This window comes from Streptomyces sp. NPDC005202 (assembly GCF_040608235.1).
Lineage (GTDB): Bacteria > Actinomycetota > Actinomycetes > Streptomycetales > Streptomycetaceae > Streptomyces.
In genome coordinates this window covers 38,501-60,005 of record NZ_JBEXHW010000034.1, presented here as the reverse complement: position 1 = coordinate 60,005, position 21,505 = coordinate 38,501, and the positions used below count along the sequence as shown (strand labels likewise).

The 21,505-nt window shown below is 70.0% G+C and carries 18 protein-coding genes; 11 read left to right on the top strand and 7 right to left on the bottom strand.

Translation table 11 applies throughout. The annotated features are described in order from the left end of the window. Positions 1-142 precede the first annotated feature (142 nt). From ABZV31_RS32040 to ABZV31_RS32010, 7 genes are all read left to right on the top strand, one after another. On the top strand, positions 143-2,065 hold the full coding sequence (locus ABZV31_RS32040) for a sensor histidine kinase (RefSeq protein WP_355900392.1): 1,923 nt from the start codon (positions 143-145) through the stop codon (positions 2,063-2,065). Then, positions 2,062-2,760 (top strand): response regulator, encoded by a 699-nt coding sequence (locus ABZV31_RS32035; RefSeq protein WP_355900391.1) that lies wholly within the window; start codon positions 2,062-2,064, stop codon positions 2,758-2,760. Before ABZV31_RS32040 ends, ABZV31_RS32035 begins: the two co-directional genes overlap by 4 nt. 279 nt (positions 2,761-3,039) lie before the next feature. Then, positions 3,040-3,747, top strand: a complete 708-nt coding sequence (locus tag ABZV31_RS32030) for a hypothetical protein (RefSeq protein WP_355900390.1) — start codon at positions 3,040-3,042, stop codon at positions 3,745-3,747. A 68-nt stretch (positions 3,748-3,815) separates the two neighbouring features. After that, positions 3,816-5,210 carry an extracellular solute-binding protein gene (locus tag ABZV31_RS32025; protein WP_355900389.1) on the top strand — a complete coding sequence of 465 codons (1,395 nt, stop codon included), beginning with the start codon at positions 3,816-3,818 and terminating at the stop codon, positions 5,208-5,210. A 16-nt stretch (positions 5,211-5,226) separates the two neighbouring features. Next, positions 5,227-6,186, top strand: coding sequence for a sugar ABC transporter permease (locus ABZV31_RS32020; protein WP_355900388.1), 960 nt, complete (start codon positions 5,227-5,229; stop codon positions 6,184-6,186). 7 nt (positions 6,187-6,193) lie between these two features. Continuing rightward, positions 6,194-7,033: a carbohydrate ABC transporter permease gene (locus ABZV31_RS32015; RefSeq protein ID WP_355900387.1), complete on the top strand. Its 840-nt coding sequence runs from the start codon at positions 6,194-6,196 to the stop codon at positions 7,031-7,033. 79 nt (positions 7,034-7,112) lie between these two features. Next, on the top strand, positions 7,113-7,832 hold the full coding sequence (locus ABZV31_RS32010; RefSeq protein WP_355900386.1) for a helix-turn-helix transcriptional regulator: 720 nt from the start codon (positions 7,113-7,115) through the stop codon (positions 7,830-7,832). Between the two features lie 40 nt (positions 7,833-7,872). Here the strand turns inward: ABZV31_RS32010 and ABZV31_RS32005 are convergent, their stop codons facing one another. Next, positions 7,873-8,898 carry an ATP-dependent 6-phosphofructokinase gene (locus ABZV31_RS32005; RefSeq protein ID WP_355900385.1) on the bottom strand — a complete coding sequence of 342 codons (1,026 nt, stop codon included), beginning with the start codon at positions 8,896-8,898 and terminating at the stop codon, positions 7,873-7,875. A gap of 278 nt (positions 8,899-9,176) precedes the next feature. Between ABZV31_RS32005 and pta the strand changes: the two genes are divergently transcribed. The 3 genes from pta to pyk all read left to right on the top strand — a co-directional run bounded on the left by pta (position 9,177) and on the right by pyk (position 14,027). After that, entirely contained in the window at positions 9,177-11,252 is a 2,076-nt protein-coding gene (pta, locus tag ABZV31_RS32000; RefSeq protein WP_355900384.1) for a phosphate acetyltransferase, read from the top strand. A gap of 26 nt (positions 11,253-11,278) precedes the next feature. Then, the gene (locus ABZV31_RS31995) at positions 11,279-12,499 is read left to right on the top strand and encodes an acetate kinase (protein ID WP_355900383.1); all 1,221 of its coding nucleotides are present in this window, start codon (positions 11,279-11,281) and stop codon (positions 12,497-12,499) included. Between the two features lie 97 nt (positions 12,500-12,596). Next, a complete protein-coding gene (pyk, locus tag ABZV31_RS31990; protein WP_355900382.1) occupies positions 12,597-14,027 on the top strand; it encodes a pyruvate kinase in 1,431 nt (476 codons plus the stop codon). 125 nt (positions 14,028-14,152) lie between these two features. Here pyk and ABZV31_RS31985 read toward each other — a convergent pair whose 3' ends face one another. The 4 genes from ABZV31_RS31985 to ABZV31_RS31970 form a co-directional block, all read right to left on the bottom strand. Continuing rightward, a complete protein-coding gene (locus ABZV31_RS31985; protein WP_355900381.1) occupies positions 14,153-15,541 on the bottom strand; it encodes a hypothetical protein in 1,389 nt (462 codons plus the stop codon). After that, positions 15,531-16,076: a DUF6114 domain-containing protein gene (locus ABZV31_RS31980; protein ID WP_355900380.1), complete on the bottom strand. Its 546-nt coding sequence runs from the start codon at positions 16,074-16,076 to the stop codon at positions 15,531-15,533. The genes ABZV31_RS31985 and ABZV31_RS31980 overlap by 11 nt, the downstream gene beginning before the upstream one ends. Positions 16,077-16,210: 134 nt before the next feature. Further along, positions 16,211-16,843 (bottom strand): DUF6230 family protein, encoded by a 633-nt coding sequence (locus ABZV31_RS31975; protein ID WP_355900379.1) that lies wholly within the window; start codon positions 16,841-16,843, stop codon positions 16,211-16,213. 646 nt (positions 16,844-17,489) lie between these two features. After that, complete coding sequence (locus ABZV31_RS31970; protein WP_355900378.1) at positions 17,490-18,461, bottom strand: tetratricopeptide repeat protein; 972 nt, start codon at positions 18,459-18,461, stop codon at positions 17,490-17,492. Positions 18,462-18,743: 282 nt separating this feature from the next. Here ABZV31_RS31970 and ABZV31_RS31965 point away from each other — a divergent pair, with 282 nt between their 5' ends. Further along, positions 18,744-19,361, top strand: a complete 618-nt coding sequence (locus tag ABZV31_RS31965; RefSeq protein ID WP_355900377.1) for a TetR/AcrR family transcriptional regulator — start codon at positions 18,744-18,746, stop codon at positions 19,359-19,361. A gap of 3 nt (positions 19,362-19,364) precedes the next feature. Here ABZV31_RS31965 and ABZV31_RS31960 read toward each other — a convergent pair whose 3' ends face one another. After that, the gene (locus ABZV31_RS31960) at positions 19,365-21,065 is read right to left on the bottom strand and encodes a methylmalonyl-CoA mutase family protein (protein WP_355900376.1); all 1,701 of its coding nucleotides are present in this window, start codon (positions 21,063-21,065) and stop codon (positions 19,365-19,367) included. A 75-nt stretch (positions 21,066-21,140) separates the two neighbouring features. Continuing rightward, the gene (locus tag ABZV31_RS31955) at positions 21,141-21,479 is read right to left on the bottom strand and encodes a DUF3817 domain-containing protein (protein ID WP_355900375.1); all 339 of its coding nucleotides are present in this window, start codon (positions 21,477-21,479) and stop codon (positions 21,141-21,143) included. Positions 21,480-21,505: the final 26 nt, after the last annotated feature.

Sequence of the window (21,505 nt, the reverse complement as noted above, 5' to 3'; positions counted from 1 at the left end):
CTTGACGACGTCGTCGGCATCACCGGCGTGCGGCTCACGTCCGGGGCATTTACAGGAATGCCGTGACTATCTCCCGGCCTGTGAGGGCGGTCACCCTTCCGTTCATTTAGTTCACACTGAGACGGAGAGGCAGACTGACGACATGCGCATACCCGCCCTTCCCAGACCCCGCAGCCTGGCCGGCCAACTCTTCGCCATGCAGGCCGTGCTGCTCGCGGTCGTCGTGGCCGGGTACGCGCTGTTCACCTACGTCAGCGACCGCAGCCAGGCCGAGGACGCGGCCGGCCGCCAAGCCATGGCGGTCGCCCGCTCGGTCGCCGACGCCCCGTCGGTACGGGCGGCCATCCACACCTCCGACCCCACGGCGCACCTCCAGCCGTACGCGCTCAAGGTCCAGCAGGACACCGGGGTCGACTTCGTCACGATCATGAACCCCGAGGGCATCCGCTGGACCCACCCCGACAGGAACCAGATCGGCAAACGCTTCCTCGGTCACATCTCCCGCGCCCAGCGGGGCGAATCTCTCACCGAGACCTACACCGGCACCCTCGGCCCGTCCGTCCGCGCGGTCACGCCCGTCGAGGAGAACGACCGCGTCATCGGCCTCGTCAGCGCCGGCATCAAGGTCGAGGCGATCAGCCAGCGGGTCCAGGACCAGGTCACGGCGCTGCTCGGGGTCGCGGCCGGAGTCCTCGCGCTCGGCGCGGTCGGCACGTACGTCATCAACGCCCGCCTGCGCCGCCACACCCACGGCATGAACGCGGCCGAGCTCAGCCGCATGCACGACTACCACCAGGCCGCGCTGCACGCCGTACGCGAGGGGCTGCTGATGCTGGACGCCCAGTACCGGGTGGCGCTCATCAACGACGGCGGATGCGAACTGCTGGGCGTCACCGAGGACGTGGTGGGCAGGTCGGTGGCGGACCTCGGACTGCCGGCCCCGCTGACGGGCGCGCTGCTGGCGTCGGAGCCGCGCGTGGACGAGGTGCACCTGACGGCGTCGCGGGTCCTGGTGGTGAACACCTCGCCGGTGTCGGGCGGAGAGCGCCGGGGCACGGTGGCGACCCTGCGCGATGTCACCGAACTCCAGTCCCTGATGGGCGAGTTGGACTCCGAGCGCGGATTCACGCAGGCCCTGCGCTCGCAGGCGCACGAGGCGGCGAACCGGCTGCACACCGTGGTGTCGCTGATCGAGCTGGGGCGTGCGGAGGAGGCCGTGGAGTTCGCGACGGCGGAGCTGGAGCTGGCCCAGGCACTGACCGACCAGGTGGTCGCGGCCGTGAGCGAACCGGTGCTGGCCGCACTGCTGCTCGGCAAGACCGCGCAGGCCAACGAGCGGGGCGTGGAGCTGGTGGTGTCGGAGGACAGCGGCCTGGACGACGGGCTGCTGCCGCAGACGCTGCCGTCCCGGGACCTGGTGACGATCCTCGGCAACCTCATCGACAACGCGGTGGACGCGGCCCAGGGCAGCGTACGGCCGCGCGTGACGGTGACGGCGCGCACCGACGGGCCGGAACTGGTCCTGCGGGTGGCGGACACGGGCTCGGGCGTCGACCCGGCCCACGCCGACCTGGTCTTCCAGCGCGGCTTCTCGACGAAGCCGGCGGGGCCCGGCGGGCGGGGTCTGGGACTGGCGCTCGTACGGCAGGCGGTGCATCGGCATGAGGGGACGTTGACGGTGGCGGAGGCCGAAGGGGGCGGCGCGGTGTTCGAGGTGCGCTTGCCGTTGGAGGACGGTGGCGCCGTGGCGGGGGGCCGGATCCCGGAGGCACTCGTGTCCGAGGCGGCCGCGCCGGAAGGCCGGACCGCCGGGAAAGCCGAGGCGGAGGACCGCGTGTCCGAGCGGGCTGCGGTGGAGGACCGCGTACCCCAGGAAGCCGAGGCGGAGGACCACGCACCCCAGGAAGCCGAGGCGGAGGACCGCGCACCCCAGGGCGCCGGGTCCACAGGTGGCGTGTCCACAGGTGGCGTGTCCAGAGGTGGCGTGTCCAGAGGTGGCGGGTCCAGAGGCGGCGGGTCCAGAGGCGGCGGGTCCAGAGGTGGCGGGTCCGGAGGCGGCAGATGACGGACGGACAGCCCATCCGCGTCCTGGTGGTGGAGGACGACCCGGTCGCGGCGGACGCGCACGTAATGTACGTCGGCCGGGTGCCGGGGTTCGTGGCCGTCGGCAAGGTGCACACGGGCGCGGAGGCGCGGCGCATGCTGGACCGTACGCCGGTGGACCTGCTGCTGCTCGACCTGCACCTGCCGGACGTGCACGGGCTGCACCTGGCGCGGTCGCTGCGGGCCGCCGGCCATCACGCGGACGTCATCGCGGTGACGTCGGCGCGGGATCTGGCGGTGGTCCGGGAGGGGGTGTCGCTGGGGGTGGTCCAGTACGTGCTCAAGCCGTTCACCTTCGCCACGCTCCGGGACCGGCTGGTGCGGTACGCCGAGTTCCACGCGGCGGTGGGCGAGGCGAGCGGGCAGGACGAGGTGGACCGGGCCCTGGCGACGCTGCGGGCACCGGGGCCGGCCGCGCTGCCGAAGGGGTTGAGCGCACCGACCCTGGAGCGGGTGACGAGGGCGTTGCGGGAGGCGGAGGAAGGACTGACGGCGGCGGGGGTTGCGGAGGCCGTCGGGATATCCCGGATCACGGCCCGGCGGTACCTGGAGCACCTGGTGGATGCGGGGCGGGCCAGGCGGAGCCCGTTGTACGGGCAGGTGGGCAGGCCCGAATTGGTCTATCGGTGGGTCCGGGGAGCGGGGAACGGGCGCTAGGCAGGCGGTCGCCGCCTCACATCGGATCATCCCGCGAAAGGCCCCGCAACCACTCCGGAAGCCCGGTTCGTCCTCGACCCCCTGCTGTCCCGCACCGACCTGCCACCCGACACCGCCGAACAGGCCACCACCCGAGCTCTCGCATGGCTCGACGACCACGCGGCCATTCCAGAAGCCGCGTTCGTCCTCGACCCCCTGCTGTCCCGCACCGACCTGCCACCCGACACCGCCGAACAGGCCACCACCCTGGCTCTGGCATGGCTCGACGACCACGCGACCGTGCAGGAAGCCGACTTCGTCATGGGCGCGCTGCTCAGGCGGTTTCCCGCCGAGCGGATTCCCCCGGGCTTCACCGGGCTGGTCGACGCCTGGATCACCGCGCACGTTCCCCAGCAGGACTTCACCTTCCTCAGCACGTGGGTGCTGCGCAAGCAGCTGATGAGCCCGACGATCTTCAGGGCGCTGCTGAGCTGGGCCCGCACCCACCCCGACAGCGAGGACCTCATCCCCCGTATGGCCTCGGCCGCCTGCCAGGTGAACCCTTACGTCGCCTCGCGCGAAGACAGCCGTATTTGGCTCCGCACCGTCGAACTCTGCCTCGACCACGCGGAGCGGCACGGCGCGGCCGCCAATATCAGCGGCGCTCTGGACGCCCTGATCTGCCAGCTCGCCCTGCAGTTCCGCACAGGTGTCGGGGCGGCCTGGGCCGACGACTGCATCCAGCGGTGGCTGGCGCTGCCCTTCTCCATGGATTGCCATGTCTTCCACCCCGTCGCCGGGATCGTCGGCCGCTGTCACTCGCTGGTCCTCAGTGGCCGACTCGACAAGGCCGAGGCGAAAGCCGTCGGCGAGCGGCTGCGCCGGTGGGTCTCCCGGTGGGCCCCGGGTCAGCGCAACGACGAAGCGCTCGCCTTCATCGATGCCCGCATGCTGCCCGACCCCCGCCGAAGCAGCCGGCAACCAAACGTCGCAGACACATTGACCTGACTAGACCACTCCACTTACGTTCACACGGCAGCCATCCCGGCCACAACGAAGTGAGCCCGTAGGAGGTCGTGCCCGTGCGCCCCACCGCCGCTCGCCACTCCCCTTCAACTGCCGTACTGCTGACGCTCGTTGCCGTCACCGCCGCCCCCGCGCTCACCGGCTGCGGCACCGGCTCCGGCAGCAGCCCGAACACGCTGAAGGTCTCCTTCAAGCAGTCCACGGACAACTCGATCCACGTCATGGACGACTATCTCGCGGACATCAAGAAGCAGTTCGAGAAGGAGAACCCCGGCAAGAAGGTCCAGCTCGTCCCCGTCAAGGCCCCGGACTCGGAGTACTACACCAAGCTCCAGCAGATGCTCCGCTCCCCCAAGACCGCCCCCGACCTGGTCTACGAGGACACCTTCCTCATCAACTCGGACATCACCAGCGGATACCTGAAGCCCCTCGACCCCTACCTCGCCCGCTGGAAGGACTGGGGTCAGTTCATCGACACCGCGAAGGCCGCCGCCCAGGGGGAGGACGGCAAGACGTACGGCGTGCCGGACGGGACCGACACCCGCGGCCTGTGGTTCGACAAGCGCGTCTTCAAGAAGGCCGGACTTCCCACCGACTGGCAGCCCAGGACCTGGGACGACATCCTCTCCGCCGCCCGTACCATCAAGCAGAAGGTCCCCGGCGTCACGCCCCTGAACGTCTACACCGGCAAACCCGCCGGCGAGACCGCCACCATGCAGGGCTTCGAGATGCTGCTCTACGGCACGGGCGACGCAACGTCCGATCCCCTGTACGACAGGACGTCCAAGAAGTGGGTCGCCGGCAGCCAGGGTTTCAAGGACGCCCTGTCCTTCGTCGAGACGGTCTACAAGGAGAAGCTCGGCCCGGACGTCTCCGACGCCCTGGACCCCAACTTCAGCACCCGCATCCGCGGTGAACTGCTCCCCCAGGGCAAGCTCGGCATCAACCTGGACGGCTCCTGGCTCCCGCAGGACTGGCTGCCCGGCAGTGGACACGAGTGGCCGCAGTGGTCGCAGGAACTCGGCCTCGCATACATGCCCACCCAGCACGGGCAGGCTCCTGGCAAGGTCAGCATGTCCGGCGGCTGGACCTGGGCCGTCCCGGCCAAGGCCGCCCACCCCGACCTCGCCTTCGACTTCGTCAGGACGATGCAGACCAAGGCCAACGCCGAGAAGTGGTACATCGCCAACTCCGGCATCGCGGTGCGCAGGGACGTCGCGAGCGACCCCTCGTACGCCAAGGCCCAGCCCGGCATCAAGTTCTTCACCGATCTGGTCGCCAGCACGCACTACCGGCCCGCCTATCCGGCGTACCCGAAGGTCTCCACCGCCATCCAGGAGACCATGGAGGGGGTCACGACCGGCGACATGTCCGTCGACAAGGCGGCGAGCGGCTACGACGACGCGCTCAAGGCGGCCACGGACAACCAGGTCGTCGAGAAGTGAACGGCGGCGACCGCCCATGACCGCCGCCGCACCGCACCGGCCGGCCCCGGACGTCGCGCCCACGACCTCCCCGGGCCCGGCGGCCGGCCGGCCCGCTGCGCCGGCAGCCGGCCGCCGCCTGCTCCGCTCCCTCACCCGGGCCCTGCCCCTCTCCCCGGCCCTGGCCCTCCTGATCCTCTTTCTCGCCGGGCCCATCGCCTACTGCGCCTACATCGCCTTCACCGACCTGCAGTTGACCGGTCAGGCGCACTCCTCCTTCGTCGGCTTCGACAACTTCCGTACGGCCTTCCACGACGAGGCGTTCCTCAACGCCGTATGGCTGACGCTGGTGTTCACGGTCCTGTCGTCCCTCGTGGGGCAGAACACGCTCGGGCTCGCCCTGGCCGCCCTCATGCAGCGCGCGTCGAAGCCGGTCCGTACCCTCACGGGCGGGATCGTGATCACCGCCTGGGTGCTTCCGGAGGTCGTGGCCGGCTTCCTGCTCTACGCCTTCTTCCGCCGTGAGGGCACCCTGAACGCCATCCTCCACTGGCTGCACCTGCCCGCCCAGAACTGGCTGTTCACGCTGCCGATCCTGGCCGTGTCGTTCGCCAACGTCTGGCGGGGGACGGCCTTCTCGATGCTCGTGTACTCGGCCGCCCTGGGTGAGATCCCGAAGGAGATCACCGAGGCCGCGGAGGTCGACGGGGCGGGCGGCTGGCGCCGGCTGTGGCACATCACGCTGCCGATGATCCGCCGCTCGATCGGCACGAACCTCATGCTCAACACCCTCCAGACCCTGTCCGTCTTCGGGCTGATCTGGGTGATGACACGAGGCGGCCCCGGCAACCGCAGCCAGACCCTGCCCCTGTTCATGTACGAGCAGGCCTTCCAGAACAGCATGATCGGCTACGGCACCGCAGTCGCCCTCCTGCTGCTCCTGGTCGGTTCCCTGTTCTCCCTCGTGTACATGCGCCTGCTGCGGACGGAGGTCTGAGGACACCATGGCACTCACGCCCGCCTCCCGACGTACGACCCGGCGTCTGGCCGCGGACGCGGGGCTCCTGGTCGTCGCCGCGGCCTTCGCACTGCCGCTCGCCTGGGTGGTGCTCTCCTCCCTCGACCCGCACGCGGACCTCCGGGTGAAGGCCCCCGACGGCCTGACCCTCGGCAACTTCCGCGCGATCCTCAATCAGGACGTCACCTTCACACCGCTGCTCAACAGCCTGATCCTGTGCGGCGGCGCCACGGCGCTGACCGTGGTGTGCGCGGCGCTCGCGGCCTACCCCCTGTCCCGCTTCCGCTCCCGTCTCAACCGGCCGTTCCTGCTGACGATCCTGTTCGCGACGAGCCTGCCGATCACGGCGATCATGGTGCCGGTGTACGCACTGTTCGTGCGGGTCAACCTGATCGACACCCTGCAGGGCACGATCCTGTTCTTCGCCGCGTCCCAACTCCCCTTCGCCATCTGGCTGATGAAGAACTTCATGGACGGCGTGCCGAAGGAGCTGGAGGAGGCGGCCTGGACGGACGGCGCGTCGGCCCTGCAGTCCCTCGTCCGCATCGTGCTGCCGCTGATGGGGCCGGGCGTGTCGGTGGTGACCGTCTTCTCGTTCGTGATGATGTGGGGGAACTTCTTCGTCCCCTTCATGCTGCTGCTGACGCCGGACCAGATGCCGGCGTCGGTGAGCATCAACGAGTTCTTCGGGAACCGGGGGATGGTGGCCTACGGTCAGCTGGCGGCGTTCTCGGTCGTGTACTCCACGCCGGTGATCCTGCTGTACGTGCTGATCGCCCGGCGGCTGGGGGGAGGGTTCGCGCTGGGCGGGGCGGTCAAGGGGTGACACAGCCGAAACCGTACGTTCCCACCATGCGTGATCCTGGTGGAACAGACCGTGGTCAATCGGCTCGCGTACCCCTACCTTGTGGCCCGTGCGCCAACCCTCAGCTTCACCGAACCAGCCGGGTCCCCCCTTCAACGCCCCCGCCGCCCGCAGGATCCGTGCCGCTCTCGGCATGGCACCCGAGCACGTCGCCCACGGCATGCGGGCCTCCTACGGACTGCCGTACGTCACCCCTGACCTCGTCATCGCCTGGGAACGCGGGCTCACCTCCCCGTCCAACCCCGAACTCACCGCCCTCGCGGGGGTGTTGTGGTGCTCGCCGGGCGAGCTGATCGGCAGGCCGCGAACGCTGCGCGAACACCGGACCGCCCGCGGCCTCGCGCCGGAGGACGTGGCACGTGCCGTCGGGTACGAACTCGCCGCGTATCTGCGGATGGAGGAGAGCGGTCAGTGGCGGGGCACCGAGCGGCAGTCCGCCGCTCTGGCGGAGCTGCTCGATCTGTCCCTGCCCGACTTCGTCACCGTCACGGGACGCGAGGACGGACTCGCAGAGCTGCTGCGCAGCGCCGTCAGCACGCGCTGGCAGGCGTACGTCCGCCCGGTGGCCAAGGTGGTGCCGCTGGACCGGCGCCTGCTGGAGGACGCGCTCCAGCGGCTGCACCAGGACTACCAGGGGCGGATGGTCGCCACGCTGAGCTGGGGCACCGGGAGCGCCGCCAACGGCGCCGGCGACGCCGGCCGCGACTTCCTCGACCGGATCGTCGAGCACTTCTGGGCCACGGTCGAGGGCACCCCGTAGGACGCGCCTAGAACTCGCCTAGAACTCGCCTAGAACTCGCCTAGAACACCGACTCCGCCTCGTCCATGCGGTACTTCGGCACCCTCTTCAGCTCGGTGACCGCCTCGGCCAGCGGCACCATCACGATGTCGATGCCGCGCAGCGCGGTCATCCTGCCGAAGTCGCCCCGGTGCGCGGCCTCCACCGCGTGCCAGCCGAAGCGCGTGGCGAGCACCCGGTCGTACGGGGTCGGCACCCCGCCGCGCTGGACGTGGCCGAGGATGACCGGCTTGGCCTCCTTGCCGAGCCGCGTCTCCAGCTCGAACGCCAGCGCCGTGCCGATGCCCTGGAAGCGCTCGTGGCCGAACTGGTCGATCTCGCCCTTGCTGTAGTCCATGGTGCCCTCGGCGGGATGGGCGCCCTCGGCGACGCAGATCACGGCGAACTTCTTGCCGCGGGCGAAGCGCTCCTCGACCATCTTGACCACGTCGGCCGGGTCGAAGGGGCGCTCGGGCAGGCAGATGCCGTGGGCGCCGGCCGCCATGCCGGACTCCAGGGCGATCCAGCCCGCGTGACGGCCCATGACCTCGACGACCATCACGCGCTGGTGGGACTCGGCGGTCGTCTTCAGGCGGTCCATGGCCTCGGTGGCCACACCGACCGCGGTGTCGAAGCCGAAGGTGCGGTCGGTGGAGGAGATGTCGTTGTCGATCGTCTTCGGCACGCCCACCACCGGCAGCCCGGCGTCCGACAGCATCCGCGCGGCCGTCAGCGTGCCCTCGCCGCCGATCGGGATCAGCGCGTCGATGCCGAACTCGTGGATCATGTCGGAGGCGTTCTCGCAGGCCTCGCGCAGCCGGTCGCGTTCCAGGCGGGAGGAGCCGAGGATGGTTCCGCCGCGGGCGAGGATGCCGCTCACCGCGTTGAGGTCCAGGGTGCGGTACCGGCCGTCCAGCAGACCCGCGTAGCCGTCCTCGAAGCCGATGACCTCGTCGCCGTACATCGTGACCGCTCGGTGCACGACCGACCGGATCACCGCGTTCAGCCCCGGGCAGTCGCCGCCTGCCGTGAGAACTCCGATACGCATCGTGCTGTGTCTCCTGCTCGCTGTGGATACCGGTGAGCCAGTCCCCCAGTCCGATTGTTTCACGTCCCCCGGACGGACGAGGCCTCCGTCCCCTCTGTCCCGGTTGGCCCCTTCGGCCCTTCGACACTGACGGGCCCCCTATCTACCATCGGAGGTATTGTCAAGTGGGTTCTGCTCACCTCGGTGGGCCATTTTTATTCCCCGGCAGCAGGCGCCACCTGCACGAAATCGCCCGAGACGCCCACGGCCTCCCGCCCCCGACGAAACGGAGAGCACGCGTGACCCGCAGCGTGTACGTGACCGGTATCGACCGCGGCGACGGCCGTCAGGTCGTCGAGCTGGGACTCATGGAGCTCCTGACCCGGCAGGTCGACCGGGTGGGCGTCTTCCGCCCCCTCGTCCACGACGGGCCGGACCGCCTCTTCGACCTGCTGTGCGCCCGCTACCGGCTGTCCCAGGACCCGGCGACCGTCTACGGCATGGACTACCAGGAGGCGTCCGCCCTGCAGGCCGAGCAGGGGACGGACGAGCTGGTGTCGGCGCTCGTCGACCGTTTCCACCTCGTCGCCCGGGACTACGACGTCGTCCTCGTCCTCGGCACCGACTTCGCCGACACCCAGCTCCCGGACGAGCTGTCCCTCAACGCCCGGCTCGCCAACGAGTTCGGCGCCTCGGTGATCCCGGTGGTGGGCGGGCGCAAGCAGACCGCCGAGGCGGTGCTCGCCGAGACCCGCAACGCCTTCCGCGCCTACGACGGACTGGGCTGCGACGTCCTCGCCGTGGTCACCAACCGGGTGGCCCGCGAGCACCGCGACGAGATCGCCGAGCGGCTGGCCTCCCGGCTTCCGGTGCCCTGCTACGTGCTGCCCGACGAGCCCGCGCTGTCCGCCCCGACGGTCGCGCAGATCACCCAGACCCTCGGCGGCAAGGTCCTGCTGGGCGACGACTCGGGGCTGGCCCGGGACGCGCTCGACTTCGTCTTCGGCGGCGCCATGCTGCCCAACCTCCTCAACGCGCTGACCCCGGGCTGCCTGGTCGTCACCCCGGGCGACCGCGCCGACCTGGTCGTCGGCTCGCTCGCCGCGCACAGCGCCGGCACCCCGCCGATAGCCGGCGTGCTGCTCACCCTGAACGAGGTGCCCAGCAACGAGATCCTCACCCTCGCCGCCCGCCTCGCCCCGGGCACCCCGGTGGTCTCGGTGTCCGGCAACAGCTTCCCCACCGCCGAGCAGCTGTTCTCCCTGGAGGGGAAGCTGAACGCGGCCACCCCGCGCAAGGCGGAGACCGCGCTCGGCCTGTTCGAGCGGTACGTCGACACCGCCGACCTCAACAAGCGCGTCTCCGCGCCGAGCAGCGACCGGGTCACGCCGATGATGTTCGAGCACAAGCTGCTCGAGCAGGCCCGCTCCGACAAGCGGCGGGTCGTCCTGCCGGAGGGCACCGAGGACCGCGTGCTGCACGCGGCCGAGGTGCTGCTGCGCCGGGGCGTGTGCGACCTGACGCTGCTCGGGCCGGTGGAGCAGATCCGCAAGAAGGCCGCCGACCTCGGCATCGACCTCGCCGACTCCCAGCTGATCGACCCGACCGTCTCCGAGCTGCGCGACTCCTTCGCCGAGCAGTACGCCCAGCTGCGCGCCCACAAGGGCGTCACCGTCGAGCTGGCCTACGACGTCGTCTCCGACGTGAACTACTTCGGCACGCTGATGGTCCAGGAGGGCCTCGCCGACGGCATGGTGTCCGGCTCCGTGCACTCCACGGCCGCCACGATCCGCCCCGCCTTCGAGATCATCAAGACCAAGCCGGACGCGTCGATCGTGTCGTCCGTGTTCTTCATGTGCCTGGCCGACAAGGTGCTCGTCTACGGCGACTGCGCCGTCAACCCCGATCCGGACGCCGAGCAGCTCGCCGACATCGCCGTCCAGTCGGCGGCCACCGCCGCGCGGTTCGGCGTGGAGCCGCGGATCGCGATGCTGTCGTACTCCACCGGTACGTCCGGCTCGGGCGCCGACGTGGACAAGGTGCGGGAGGCGACCGAGCTGGTGCGGCTGCGGCGCCCCGACCTGAAGATCGAGGGGCCGATCCAGTACGACGCCGCCGTCGAGCCGTCGGTCGCCGCCACCAAGCTGCCGGGCTCCGAGGTCGCCGGGCAGGCCAGCGTGCTGATCTTCCCCGACCTGAACACCGGCAACAACACCTACAAGGCCGTGCAGCGCTCGGCCGGCGCGATCGCGGTCGGCCCGGTGCTGCAGGGTCTGCGCAAGCCGGTCAACGACCTGTCCCGGGGCGCCCTCGTCCAGGACATCGTCAACACCGTCGCCATCACGGCGATCCAGGCCCAGACGCCCGCCAACTGACGTCGTAGAGAGAGCACTTGAACACCGTGACCGCAACCCGCGCGGCGACTCGCGTCCTCGTTCTGAACTCCGGCTCCTCGTCGTTGAAGTACCAGCTGCTCGACATGCGCGACGCCGGCCGCCTCGCCGTCGGCCTGGTCGAGCGCATCGGCGAGCAGACCTCCCGGCTGAAGCACACCTGCCTCGCCACGGGCCGCACCCGTGAGCAGAACGGGCCGATCGCCGATCACGACGCCGCCCTCAAGGCCGTCGCCGCGGAGCTCGCCAGGGACGGTCTCGGCCTGGACTCACCGGAGCTGGCCGCGATCGGGCACCGCGTGGTGCACGGCGGCATGTTCTTCACCGAGCCCACCGTCATCGACGACGCCGTGCTGACCGAGATCGAGCGGCTGATCCCCGTCGCGCCGCTGCACAACCCGGCCAATCTCACCGGCATTCGCACGGCGATGGCGCTGCGCCCGGACCTGCCGCAGGTCGCCGTCTTCGACACGGCGTTCCACACGACCATGCCCGAGTCGGCGGCACGCTACGCGATCGACGTGAAGATCGCGGACCGTTACCGGGTCCGGCGGTACGGGTTCCACGGCACCTCGCACGCGTACGTCTCCCGGGCGACCGCGGAGCTGCTGGGCAAGGAGCCGGAGGAGGTCAACGTCATCGTGCTGCATCTGGGCAACGGGGCATCCGCCTCGGCGGTCAGGGGCGGCCGGTGCGTGGACACCTCCATGGGGCTCACGCCCCTGGAGGGGCTCGTGATGGGGACGCGCTCCGGTGACCTGGACCCCGCCGTCATCTTCCATTTGCAGCGGGTTGGCGGAATGTCCATGGACGAGATCGACACTCTCCTCAACAAGAGGAGCGGTCTGTTCGGTCTGTGCGGCGACAACGACATGCGGGAGATTCAGCGCCGGATGGACGAGGGCGACAAGGAGGCGCGGCTCGCCGTCGGCATCTACACCCATCGGCTGAAGAAGTACATCGGCGCCTACTACGCGGTACTCGGCAAGGTGGACGCAGTCGCCTTCACGGCCGGGGTCGGCGAGAACGCGGCCTTCGTGCGTGAGGCCGCCGTCGCGGGCCTGGAGGAGCTGGGCCTGGTGGTGGACAGCGCACGGAACGCCGTACGCAGCGACGAGCCGCGGCTGATCTCGCCCGAGGGTGCGAAGGTCGCGGTCGCCGTGGTCCCGACGGACGAGGAAAAGGAGATCGCCACGCAGACCTACGCACTGGTCGGAAAGGGCACCTGAGGAATTCGACTGGCACTCGCCTGAGCGCGAACCCGCCCATTTGTATCTTCCACCAGACGGAATATTCCGTAGCGAAACAAACCGATAGGATCGCCCCATGCGCCGTTCGAAAATCGTCTGCACTCTCGGCCCCGCGGTCGACTCCCACGAGATGCTCGTCTCCCTGATAGAGGCCGGCATGAACGTGGCCCGCTTCAACTTCAGCCACGGCACGCACGCCGAGCATCAGGGGCGGTACGACCGCGTCCGCGCCGCCTCCAAGGAGACCGGCCGGGCCATCGGTGTCCTCGCCGACCTGCAGGGCCCGAAGATCCGTCTGGAGACCTTCGCCGAGGGTCCGGTCGAGCTCGAGCGAGGTGACGAGTTCACCATCACCACCGAGGACGTCCCGGGCGACAAGCACATCTGCGGTACGACGTACAAGGGGCTGCCGGGCGACGTCTCGCGCGGCGACCAGATCCTGATCAACGACGGCAACGTCGAACTGAAGGTCCTGGACGTCGAGGGCCCGCGGGTGAAGACGATCGTCATCGAGGGCGGCGTGGTCTCCGACCACAAGGGCATCAACCTGCCCGGCGCGGCCGTGAACGTCCCGGCGCTGTCCGAGAAGGACGTCGAGGACCTGCGCTTCGCCCTGCGCATGGGCTGCGACCTGGTCGCCCTGTCCTTCGTCCGTGACGCCAAGGACATCGCCGACGTCCACCGTGTGATGGACGAGGAGGGCCGCCGCGTCCCGGTCATCGCCAAGGTGGAGAAGCCGCAGGCGGTGGAGAACATGGAGGACGTCGTGATGGCGTTCGACGGCGTGATGGTCGCCCGCGGCGACCTGGCCGTCGAGTACCCGCTCGAGAAGGTCCCCATGGTGCAGAAGCGCCTGATCGAGCTGTGCCGGCGCAACGCCAAGCCGGTGATCGTGGCGACCCAGATGATGGAGTCGATGATCACCAACTCCCGGCCCACCCGCGCCGAGGCCTCCGACGTGGCCAACGCGATCCTGGACGGCGCCGACGCGGTCATGCTGTCGGCCGAGTCGAGCGTGGGCGCGTACCCGATCGAGACCGTCAAGACGATGTCGAAGATCGTCCAGGCGGCCGAGGAGGAGCTGCTGTCCAAGGGCCTGCAGCCGCTGGTCCCGGGCAAGAAGCCGCGCACCCAGGGCGGTTCGGTGGCCCGTGCCGCCTGCGAGATCGCCGACTTCCTGGGCGCCAAGGGGCTGGTGGCCTTCACCCAGTCCGGCGACACCGCCCGCCGGCTGTCCCGCTACCGCGCGTGCCAGCCGATCCTGGCGTTCACCACGGACGAGTCCACCCGCAACCAGCTGACGCTGAGCTGGGGCGTTGAGCCGCACGTCGTGCCGTTCGTCAAGAGCACCGACGAGATGGTCGACCTCGTCGACCAGGAGCTCGTCAAGCTCAACCGCTTCAACCCCGGCGACACGGTCATCATCACCGCCGGCTCGCCCCCCGGCGTTCCCGGCACCACCAACATGGTTCGCGTCCACCACCTGGGCGGCGGCGCCCGCGACTGACCCGCGGAAGGTCCTGTACGGCGCTGAGGGCGCCCCCTGCGAACAGGGGGCGCCCTCTGGGCGTCCCCCCAGGTGCTGAAGGGCACTGGGGGGTGTGCGGCTCCCGAACGGGCTTGCAGAGACGCTCAGTCGGTCGTGTACACATGCATCCCGGGCACGTGCAGCGTCCCGCCGAACTGGGCCGCCTGGACCACCTTGACCTTGGTGAAGTAGATCAGCGGGATGTTCAGCGGCGGCGGGCTGTCCGGGGTGAACGTCACCGGGATCAGCCCGAGCAGGTTGCCGGAGATGCTCTCGGTGTACATCACCGTGTCACCGTCGCGGATCGTGGACGTCGAGCCCTTGGCCGCCTGCACGTGGTAGGTCTTGCCGGACTGCTTGTCCTTCACCGTCTGGTGCAGGTCGCCGATGTCGGTGCCGCCCGAAATGACGTACTTCAGGACCTTCTTGACGGTGCCGTTGGCCGTGCGCACCTTCACGACACCCTTGTAGTCGGCGCCCTTCAGCAGCAGCGAACTGGCGTCCAGGTACCAGGGGTCGTCCGCCACGGGCACCTTGTTGTCGACGCCGCCCTCGTCGGCGGTGGCGGCCGGGCAGTTCTGCGGGTCCGTGGTGGAGCTCGCGGACGGGCTGGGCGAGGCGGTGGCCGCGTCGGCCGCGTCCTTGACGGTCCTGGCGGTGTCCTCGGCCGCCTTGGTCGCCGTGTCGGTCGTGTCCTTCACGGTGTCCTTGACCGTGTCGGTGACCTTCTTGGCCGTGTCCTTGACGGTGTCGGACGCGCTCGTGCCGGAGGAGCCGGACGAGCTGCCCTTGCTCGCGGTCGCCGAGGGCGTGGCGGAGGCGGACGGCGTGGGACTGGAGCTCGCGGACGAGCCGGACCCGGAGCCGGACCCGGAGCCGGACTTGGAGCCGCCGGTGAAGATGCCCGTGATCGTGTCGCCGATGCCGTCCAGCAGGCCGCCGCCGCTGCTCGCCGACGCCGACGGGGCCGCCGTGGCGGTGTCGCCGCTGCCGGAGCCGGAGGACCCCGACGTGCTCTGCGAGGCGGTGGAGGACGGCTTGGGCGTGGCCTTGTCGCCGGAACCTGAATCCGACGAAGAGGCCTTGCCCGAGGAGTCCTTCTCCGAGGACGACGTCGCCGACGGGGTCGGCTCCGCCGTGCTGTCCTTGCCGTCCTTGGCGGAGTCACTGGCGCTCGCGGAGGCGGACGGCGTGGGCGAGGCCGAGGCCTTGTCCTGGGAGCCGTCCAGCGCCGCCACGCAGTCCTTGTACTCGTCGGCCGTCAGGCTCTTGGCGGACGAGGGCGAGGAGTTGTTGTTGTCCGCGAGGGCGAGCGTGGACGTGAACCCCATCCCCATGAGGACCGCCGTCGGCATCGCCGCCATGGCTATCGCCTTGCCTGCCGGCATGTGGAACCTGGTGAACAGCGGCTTCTTGGGTGCCGCATGGCGCGGCCCGGTTCTCACACGGGACTCGTCCACATCAGCCCCGTGGGTCACCTCGTCAGCCGGCACTGTGCCTCCCGTTCGCCCCGTTGGCCGGGCTCGTTCCTGACAGATCGTTCGGGTCGCCCACCCCGTCCGTCGCCTTGGTGACCGCGCTCTCGGGGGCGGCGCCCTCTCCCGTCCCGGCGGCCTCGGCCGGCTGCGGCTCGGGCTCGCCCGGCGCCCAGGCGACGGCCATGGCCCCGCCGAGCAGCGCGAACAGGAAGCCGATGAGGAAGCCGCCGAGGTTGGACACGGGGATGGACACCAGCGCCAGCAGGATCGCCGCGACGCCCGCGAAGACCCGTACGTGCTTCTGGAACCAGAGGCTGAAGCCGAGGACGACGAGCAGCACGCCGATGATCAGGGAGCCGGCGCCCGCGGTGGTGGCCATCGCCAGCGTCAGATGGCCCACCTGGAGGTGGGCGTAGGGGAAGTAGGCGATGGGGAGTCCGCCGAGCATGACGAACAGGCCGGCCCAGAACGGACGCATGCCCCGCCAGGTGCGGAACTGCAGCCTCCGGCGGGTGAACTGGCCGGGTGCGGCAGGAGTCTCGGCGCTCATGGAAAGCTCCCTGGAAGGCGTTGCTGTGGTGAGGGTGGTACTGCGATGCAGGTGTGGTGTGGGGGGTGTGAAGAAGCGGGTGGAAGGTGGAAAGGGCGGGGGCGCCATCGGCTCCCCCGCCCGTCACCGAGTGCCTAGTAGCACTCCTTGACACCCGTCGACAGCGACATCTTCAGGCCGCTGAGCTTGAAGGTTCCGGCGGTGGTCGCCCACGCCGTCTGCTTCACGTCGGTCAGCGTGGCCGAGTCGGCCTGCTGGGCGAACCCGTAGGGGTTCGTCTGGTCACCGCTCTTGATGCCCGGACCCTTGCTGGCGTCCTTGGCGGCCACACCGATGTCGATGTTGTGGAACGTCGCGTCGGCGTTGAGGTCGGCGACGTCGATGTACAGGTTCTCGGCCTGGACCGGCGTGTCGCCGCCGCCCGCCTTGAGCATCAGGCTGACCGAGCCGAGCAGCGGGATGTCCGGGGTGACCACGGACTGGCACATGCCCTTGATCGACGCGGACTTGAACGCCGAGACGGCGACGGGGTGAGCCGTCTTCTTGCCGTCAAGGGTGTAGCCCGAGTCGATGGCCCCGTACTGCGAGAAGCCCGTACCGTCGAGTCGGTCCGCCGTCACCTTGAACGACTGACCGGAGACGCTGAACGACGCGGCGAGAGCGCCCTGCGCGAGGGCCACACCTATCGCTGCCGTGGCGGCCACGCTGGGCACCATGACCACGGCGAACCGCTTCCATCTGGTCCCGCCACGCACCTGGGACTCCATGTTTCCTCCTTCTCGGACGTACATCTCCTGGCCCTGGCTCGCCTCCGAGTCGGCGGCTCAGCCGGGCAGGGATGGGAGAAGTGCTACGTCCTCGGGAAGGAGAGCGCCCGCGCTCGGTGGCGCGAACCGCGCCCGAATCACCGGCGATCACCCCCGAGCGACAACCACTGGTCGCGCCTGACACGCATCACGCACAACCTTTCTGGACAGGCTTCGCCGGTCGGCGAAGACCCCCCTGCCCAAGAGCCGGCGCCACTGCCGTCGGCTCTGCTCGGTGGGGACCCAGACACCCCGTGACCCGACCGGCTGTCGGGGTACGGGAACGGACCGAGCGTCGCCGATCGTGGTGCATTCTCGCCGCCCGCACAAGGGGGGTCGTTACTCACTAGTAACGGCCGGATAACCGAGAAACGACTCGCCGGTCTCGGACGGCGACGCTCGGTGGCAACTTGGGACAGAACAAAACTGTTGATCTTGGATGGAATCAGACAGATCAACGCCCGCGACTTACTCCCAGTAACAGCGGCCGCGATTACCAAGATTTGGTAAAGCGCGGCCGCACTGGCGCCATGTCGGCAAATCTTTCACTCGGGCATCACAGGCCCTGGCGTTTAGCGACTGGTCACAACGGGGCTCGCGGCCCGGTTCAGAACAGCGCCCGCGCCAGCGCCCGGCGCGCCCCCGTCACCCGCGGGTCCTCGGCCCCGACGACCTCGAAGAGCTCCAGCAGCCGCAGCCGCGCCGCGTCCCGGTCCTCACCCGCCGTGCGCCGCACGGTCTCGATGAGCCGACCGAACGCGTCTTCCACGTGCCCGCCCGCCAGGTCCAGGTCGGCGGCGGCGATCTGCGCCTGTACGTCGGCCGGCCGCTCCGCGGCGTCCTTGCGCACCTGCTGCGGGTCCAGGCCCTGCACCCGCTGGAGCAACTCGGCCTGGGTGAGGCCGAGTTTGGCCTCGGGGTTGGCCGGGTCGTCGGCCAGCACGTTCTTGTAGGCCTGGATGGCGCCGCCCAGGTCGCCGGCGTCCAGGGCCTGCGCGGCCGCGCTCAGCGCCGCGTCGTAGGGACCGGCCGGGGCCGTGGGCGCCGCCTGGCCGCCCGGCTCGGCCTCCGGGTCGACGGTCAGGCCGGTCAGCCCGAAGCGCTGCTCGGCGACCTGGACCAGCTGGTCCAGGGTCTGCCGGATCTGCGTCTCGCCGGCGGCCCCCTGGAACAGGGGCAGGGCCTGGCCCGCGACCACCGCGAAGACCGCCGGAATCCCCTGGATCCCGAACTGCTGCATCAGCAGCTGGTTGGCGTCGACGTCGATCTTGGCGAGGAGGAAGCGTCCGTTGTACTCGACGGCCAGTCGCTCCAGGACCGGGCTCAGCTGCTTGCAGGGCTGACACCATTCGGCCCAGAAGTCGATGACGACGGGCACCTCGGCGGAGCGCTGCAGGACGTCGCGCTCGAAGGAGGCCTCGTCGACGTCGATGATGAGGTCGGCCGGGGAGATCGCCCCCGACCCGCCCTGCCGGGCCGCTTGGGCGCGCGCCTGCTCCGCCTTCGCCTTGGCCTCCTGGGCCGCCTTCACCGCGGCGAGGTCGACGACACCGCTCATGGACATGTTCCGTGGCTGCATGCGTCTATCCTCCCCCGTTCTGCGCGCGCGTGTGCTGTGTACCCCCGGGGACAATCCCCGGAGCCCCGGCCGGACATGCTGAAGCCGGGCAAAGAATGCGGTTCGGCGCCGGGTCCCCACCGGGCGCCAGGTGGTGATGCTGTGTGGTCGTCGCTCGAAGCGCGGGCTCGCGCACGCGCTTTCGATACGACCCGTAGCGTAATGGCACGGAGTGCCTCGGCGAAACCACCGCCCGGTGATCTCCCTCACGGCCACACAGGAACCGCCGGTTATGGTCATGGGATGCAGAGCCACACCACCGCCGCCCGCCCCGGCCGTCCGCGCAGCGCCGCCGCGGACACCGCGATCCTGGCCGCGACGAGGGCGGCCCTGGTCGAGCTGGGCTGGTCCAAGCTCACGTTGGGAGACGTGGCGACGCGGGCCGGGGTTGCGAAGACGACGCTCTATCGCCGCTGGGCGGGCAAGAACGAGCTCGTCGTGGACGCGGTGGCCGAACTCTTCGACGAACTCCGCCTCCCCGACCGCGGCAGCCTCGCCGCCGACATCGAGGGCGTGGTCCTGCAGTTCGCGGCGCTCCTGGCCCGCCCGGAGGCCAGGAGCGGTCTCATGGCGGTGGTCGCCGAGTCGACCCGCGACGAGGCGCTGCGCGAACGCATCCGCACCTCGATCGTGGAACGCCAGAAACGGCTGGTTGTGGAGGGCAGGGCACGGGCACAGGCCCGCGGCGAACTCCCCGCGGAGACGGACCCGGAGGAGGCGGCCCGCACGGTCGACCTCATCTTCGACATGGTGGCGGGCGCGGTGGTGCACCGCACCCTGGTGAGCGCGGAACCGGCGGACGAGGAGTGGGTACGCAGCTTCACGCGGGTGCTGCTGCTGGGCCTCACCTCGTCCGCCTGAGCGTCAGAAACCGGCGGGCTCGGTGTAGACCCCCCACTCGTCCCGCAGCGCCCCGCAGATCTCGCCGAGCGTCGCCTCAGCCCGTACGGCGTCCAGCATCGGCTCGATCAGGTTGGAACCGTCCCGCGCGGCGGCAAGCAGGGTGTCCAGCGCGGAGCGCACCGCCGCGTCGTCCCGCGCGGCCTTCCGCTCCCCGAGCACCCGGACCTGCTCGCGCTCCACCTCGTGGCTCACCCGCAGGATCTCCAGGTCCCCGGTCACGGAGCCGGTGTGGACGTTCACGCCGACGACCTTCTTGTCGCCCTTCTCCAGCGCCTGCTGGTAGCGGAACGCGGACTCGGCGATCTCGCCCGTGAACCACCCGTCCTCGATCCCCCGCAGGATTCCGGAGGTCATCGGCCCGATCGGGTGCTGCCCGTCGGGGTGGGCCCGCAGGCCCCGCTCCTTGATCCGGTCGAAGATCTTCTCCGCGTCCGCCTCGATCCGGTCCGTCAGCTGCTCGACGTACCACGATCCGCCGAGCGGGTCGGCGACGTTGGCGACCCCGGTCTCCTCCATCAGCACCTGCTGCGTGCGCAGCGCGATCTCCGCCGCCTGCTCGGAGGGCAGCGCCAGCGTCTCGTCGAGCGCGTTGGTGTGCAGCGAGTTCGTCCCGCCCAGTACCGCCGCCAGCGCCTCGACCGCCGTACGCACCACGTTGTTGTACGGCTGCTGGGCCGTGAGCGAGACACCGGCGGTCTGCGTGTGGAAGCGCAGCCACTGGGCCTTCTCGGACTTCGCCCCGTACACGTCCCGCATCCACCGCGCCCAGATGCGGCGCGCCGCGCGGAACTTGGCGATCTCCTCGAAGAAGTCCACGTGCGCGTCGAAGAAGAAGGACAGGCCGGGCGCGAAGACATCCACGTCGAGGCCGCGCGACAGCCCAAGCTCCACGTACCCGAAGCCGTCCGCGAGCGTGTACGCCAGCTCCTGCGCGGCCGTCGCCCCGGCCTCGCGGATGTGGTAGCCGGAGACCGACAGAGGCTTGTACGCGGGGATGCGGGCCGCGCAGTACTCCATCAGGTCGCCGATCAGCCGCAGATGGGGCTCGGGCTGGAAGAGCCACTCCTTTTGGGCGATGTACTCCTTGAAGATGTCGGTCTGTAGCGTGCCGTTGAGGACGGAGGTGTCCACGCCCTGGCGCTCGGCGGCGACCAGGTACATGCAGAAGACCGGCACCGCCGGCCCGCTGATCGTCATCGACGTCGTGACGTCACCGAGCGGGATGTCCTTGAAGAGGACCTCCATGTCGGCCGCCGAGTCGATCGCGACCCCGCAGTGCCCGACCTCGCCCAGCGAGCGCGGGTCGTCGGAGTCACGGCCCATGAGCGTCGGCATGTCGAAGGCGACCGACAGACCGCCCCCGCCGGCCGCGAGGATCATCTTGTAGCGCTCGTTGGTCTGCTCGGCGTTGCCGAACCCGGCGAACTGCCGGATGGTCCACGTACGCCCTCGGTAGCCGGTCGGATACAGCCCGCGCGTGAAGGGGTACTCCCCGGGCCAGCCGATCCGTTCGAAGCCCTCGTACCTGTCCCCCGGCCGGGGTCCGTACACCGGCTCCACGGGGTCGCCGGAGAGCGTGGTGAAGTCTGCGTTGCGCTTGCGCGCGGCGTCGTACCGGGCCTGCCAGCGACGGCGGCCCTCCTCGATGGCGTCAGCGTCCATACCCTCGAATTTACTTGGACGTCCTAGTAAATGTCGATGGCAAACCGCCGTACGCGCATCCGTACGGCGGTGGGGCTAGGCCTTGACGACCGCGGGCGAGCCCTCGGCGATCCTGGACTCGAGCTCGTGGGTGACCTTGCGCTCCACGAAGAAGGCCGCGGTCGGGAGGGTCCCGGCCAGCAGGACCCACAGCTGCTTGCCGACCGGCCACTTCGCCTTGGAGCCCAGGTCGAAGGCGAAGACCAGGTAGACGACGTACAGCCAGCCGTGCGCGATGCCGACGACGCGCGTGAAGTCCGCCGCGCCGTTGATGTCGAGCACGTACTTGGCGATCACGCCGAGGGTCAGCAGGACCAGCAGCACACCGGTGACGTAGGCCATGACGCGGTAGCGGGTCAGCACGCTCTTCTTCATGCCGACGAGCGTAACCGCCCGTTCCG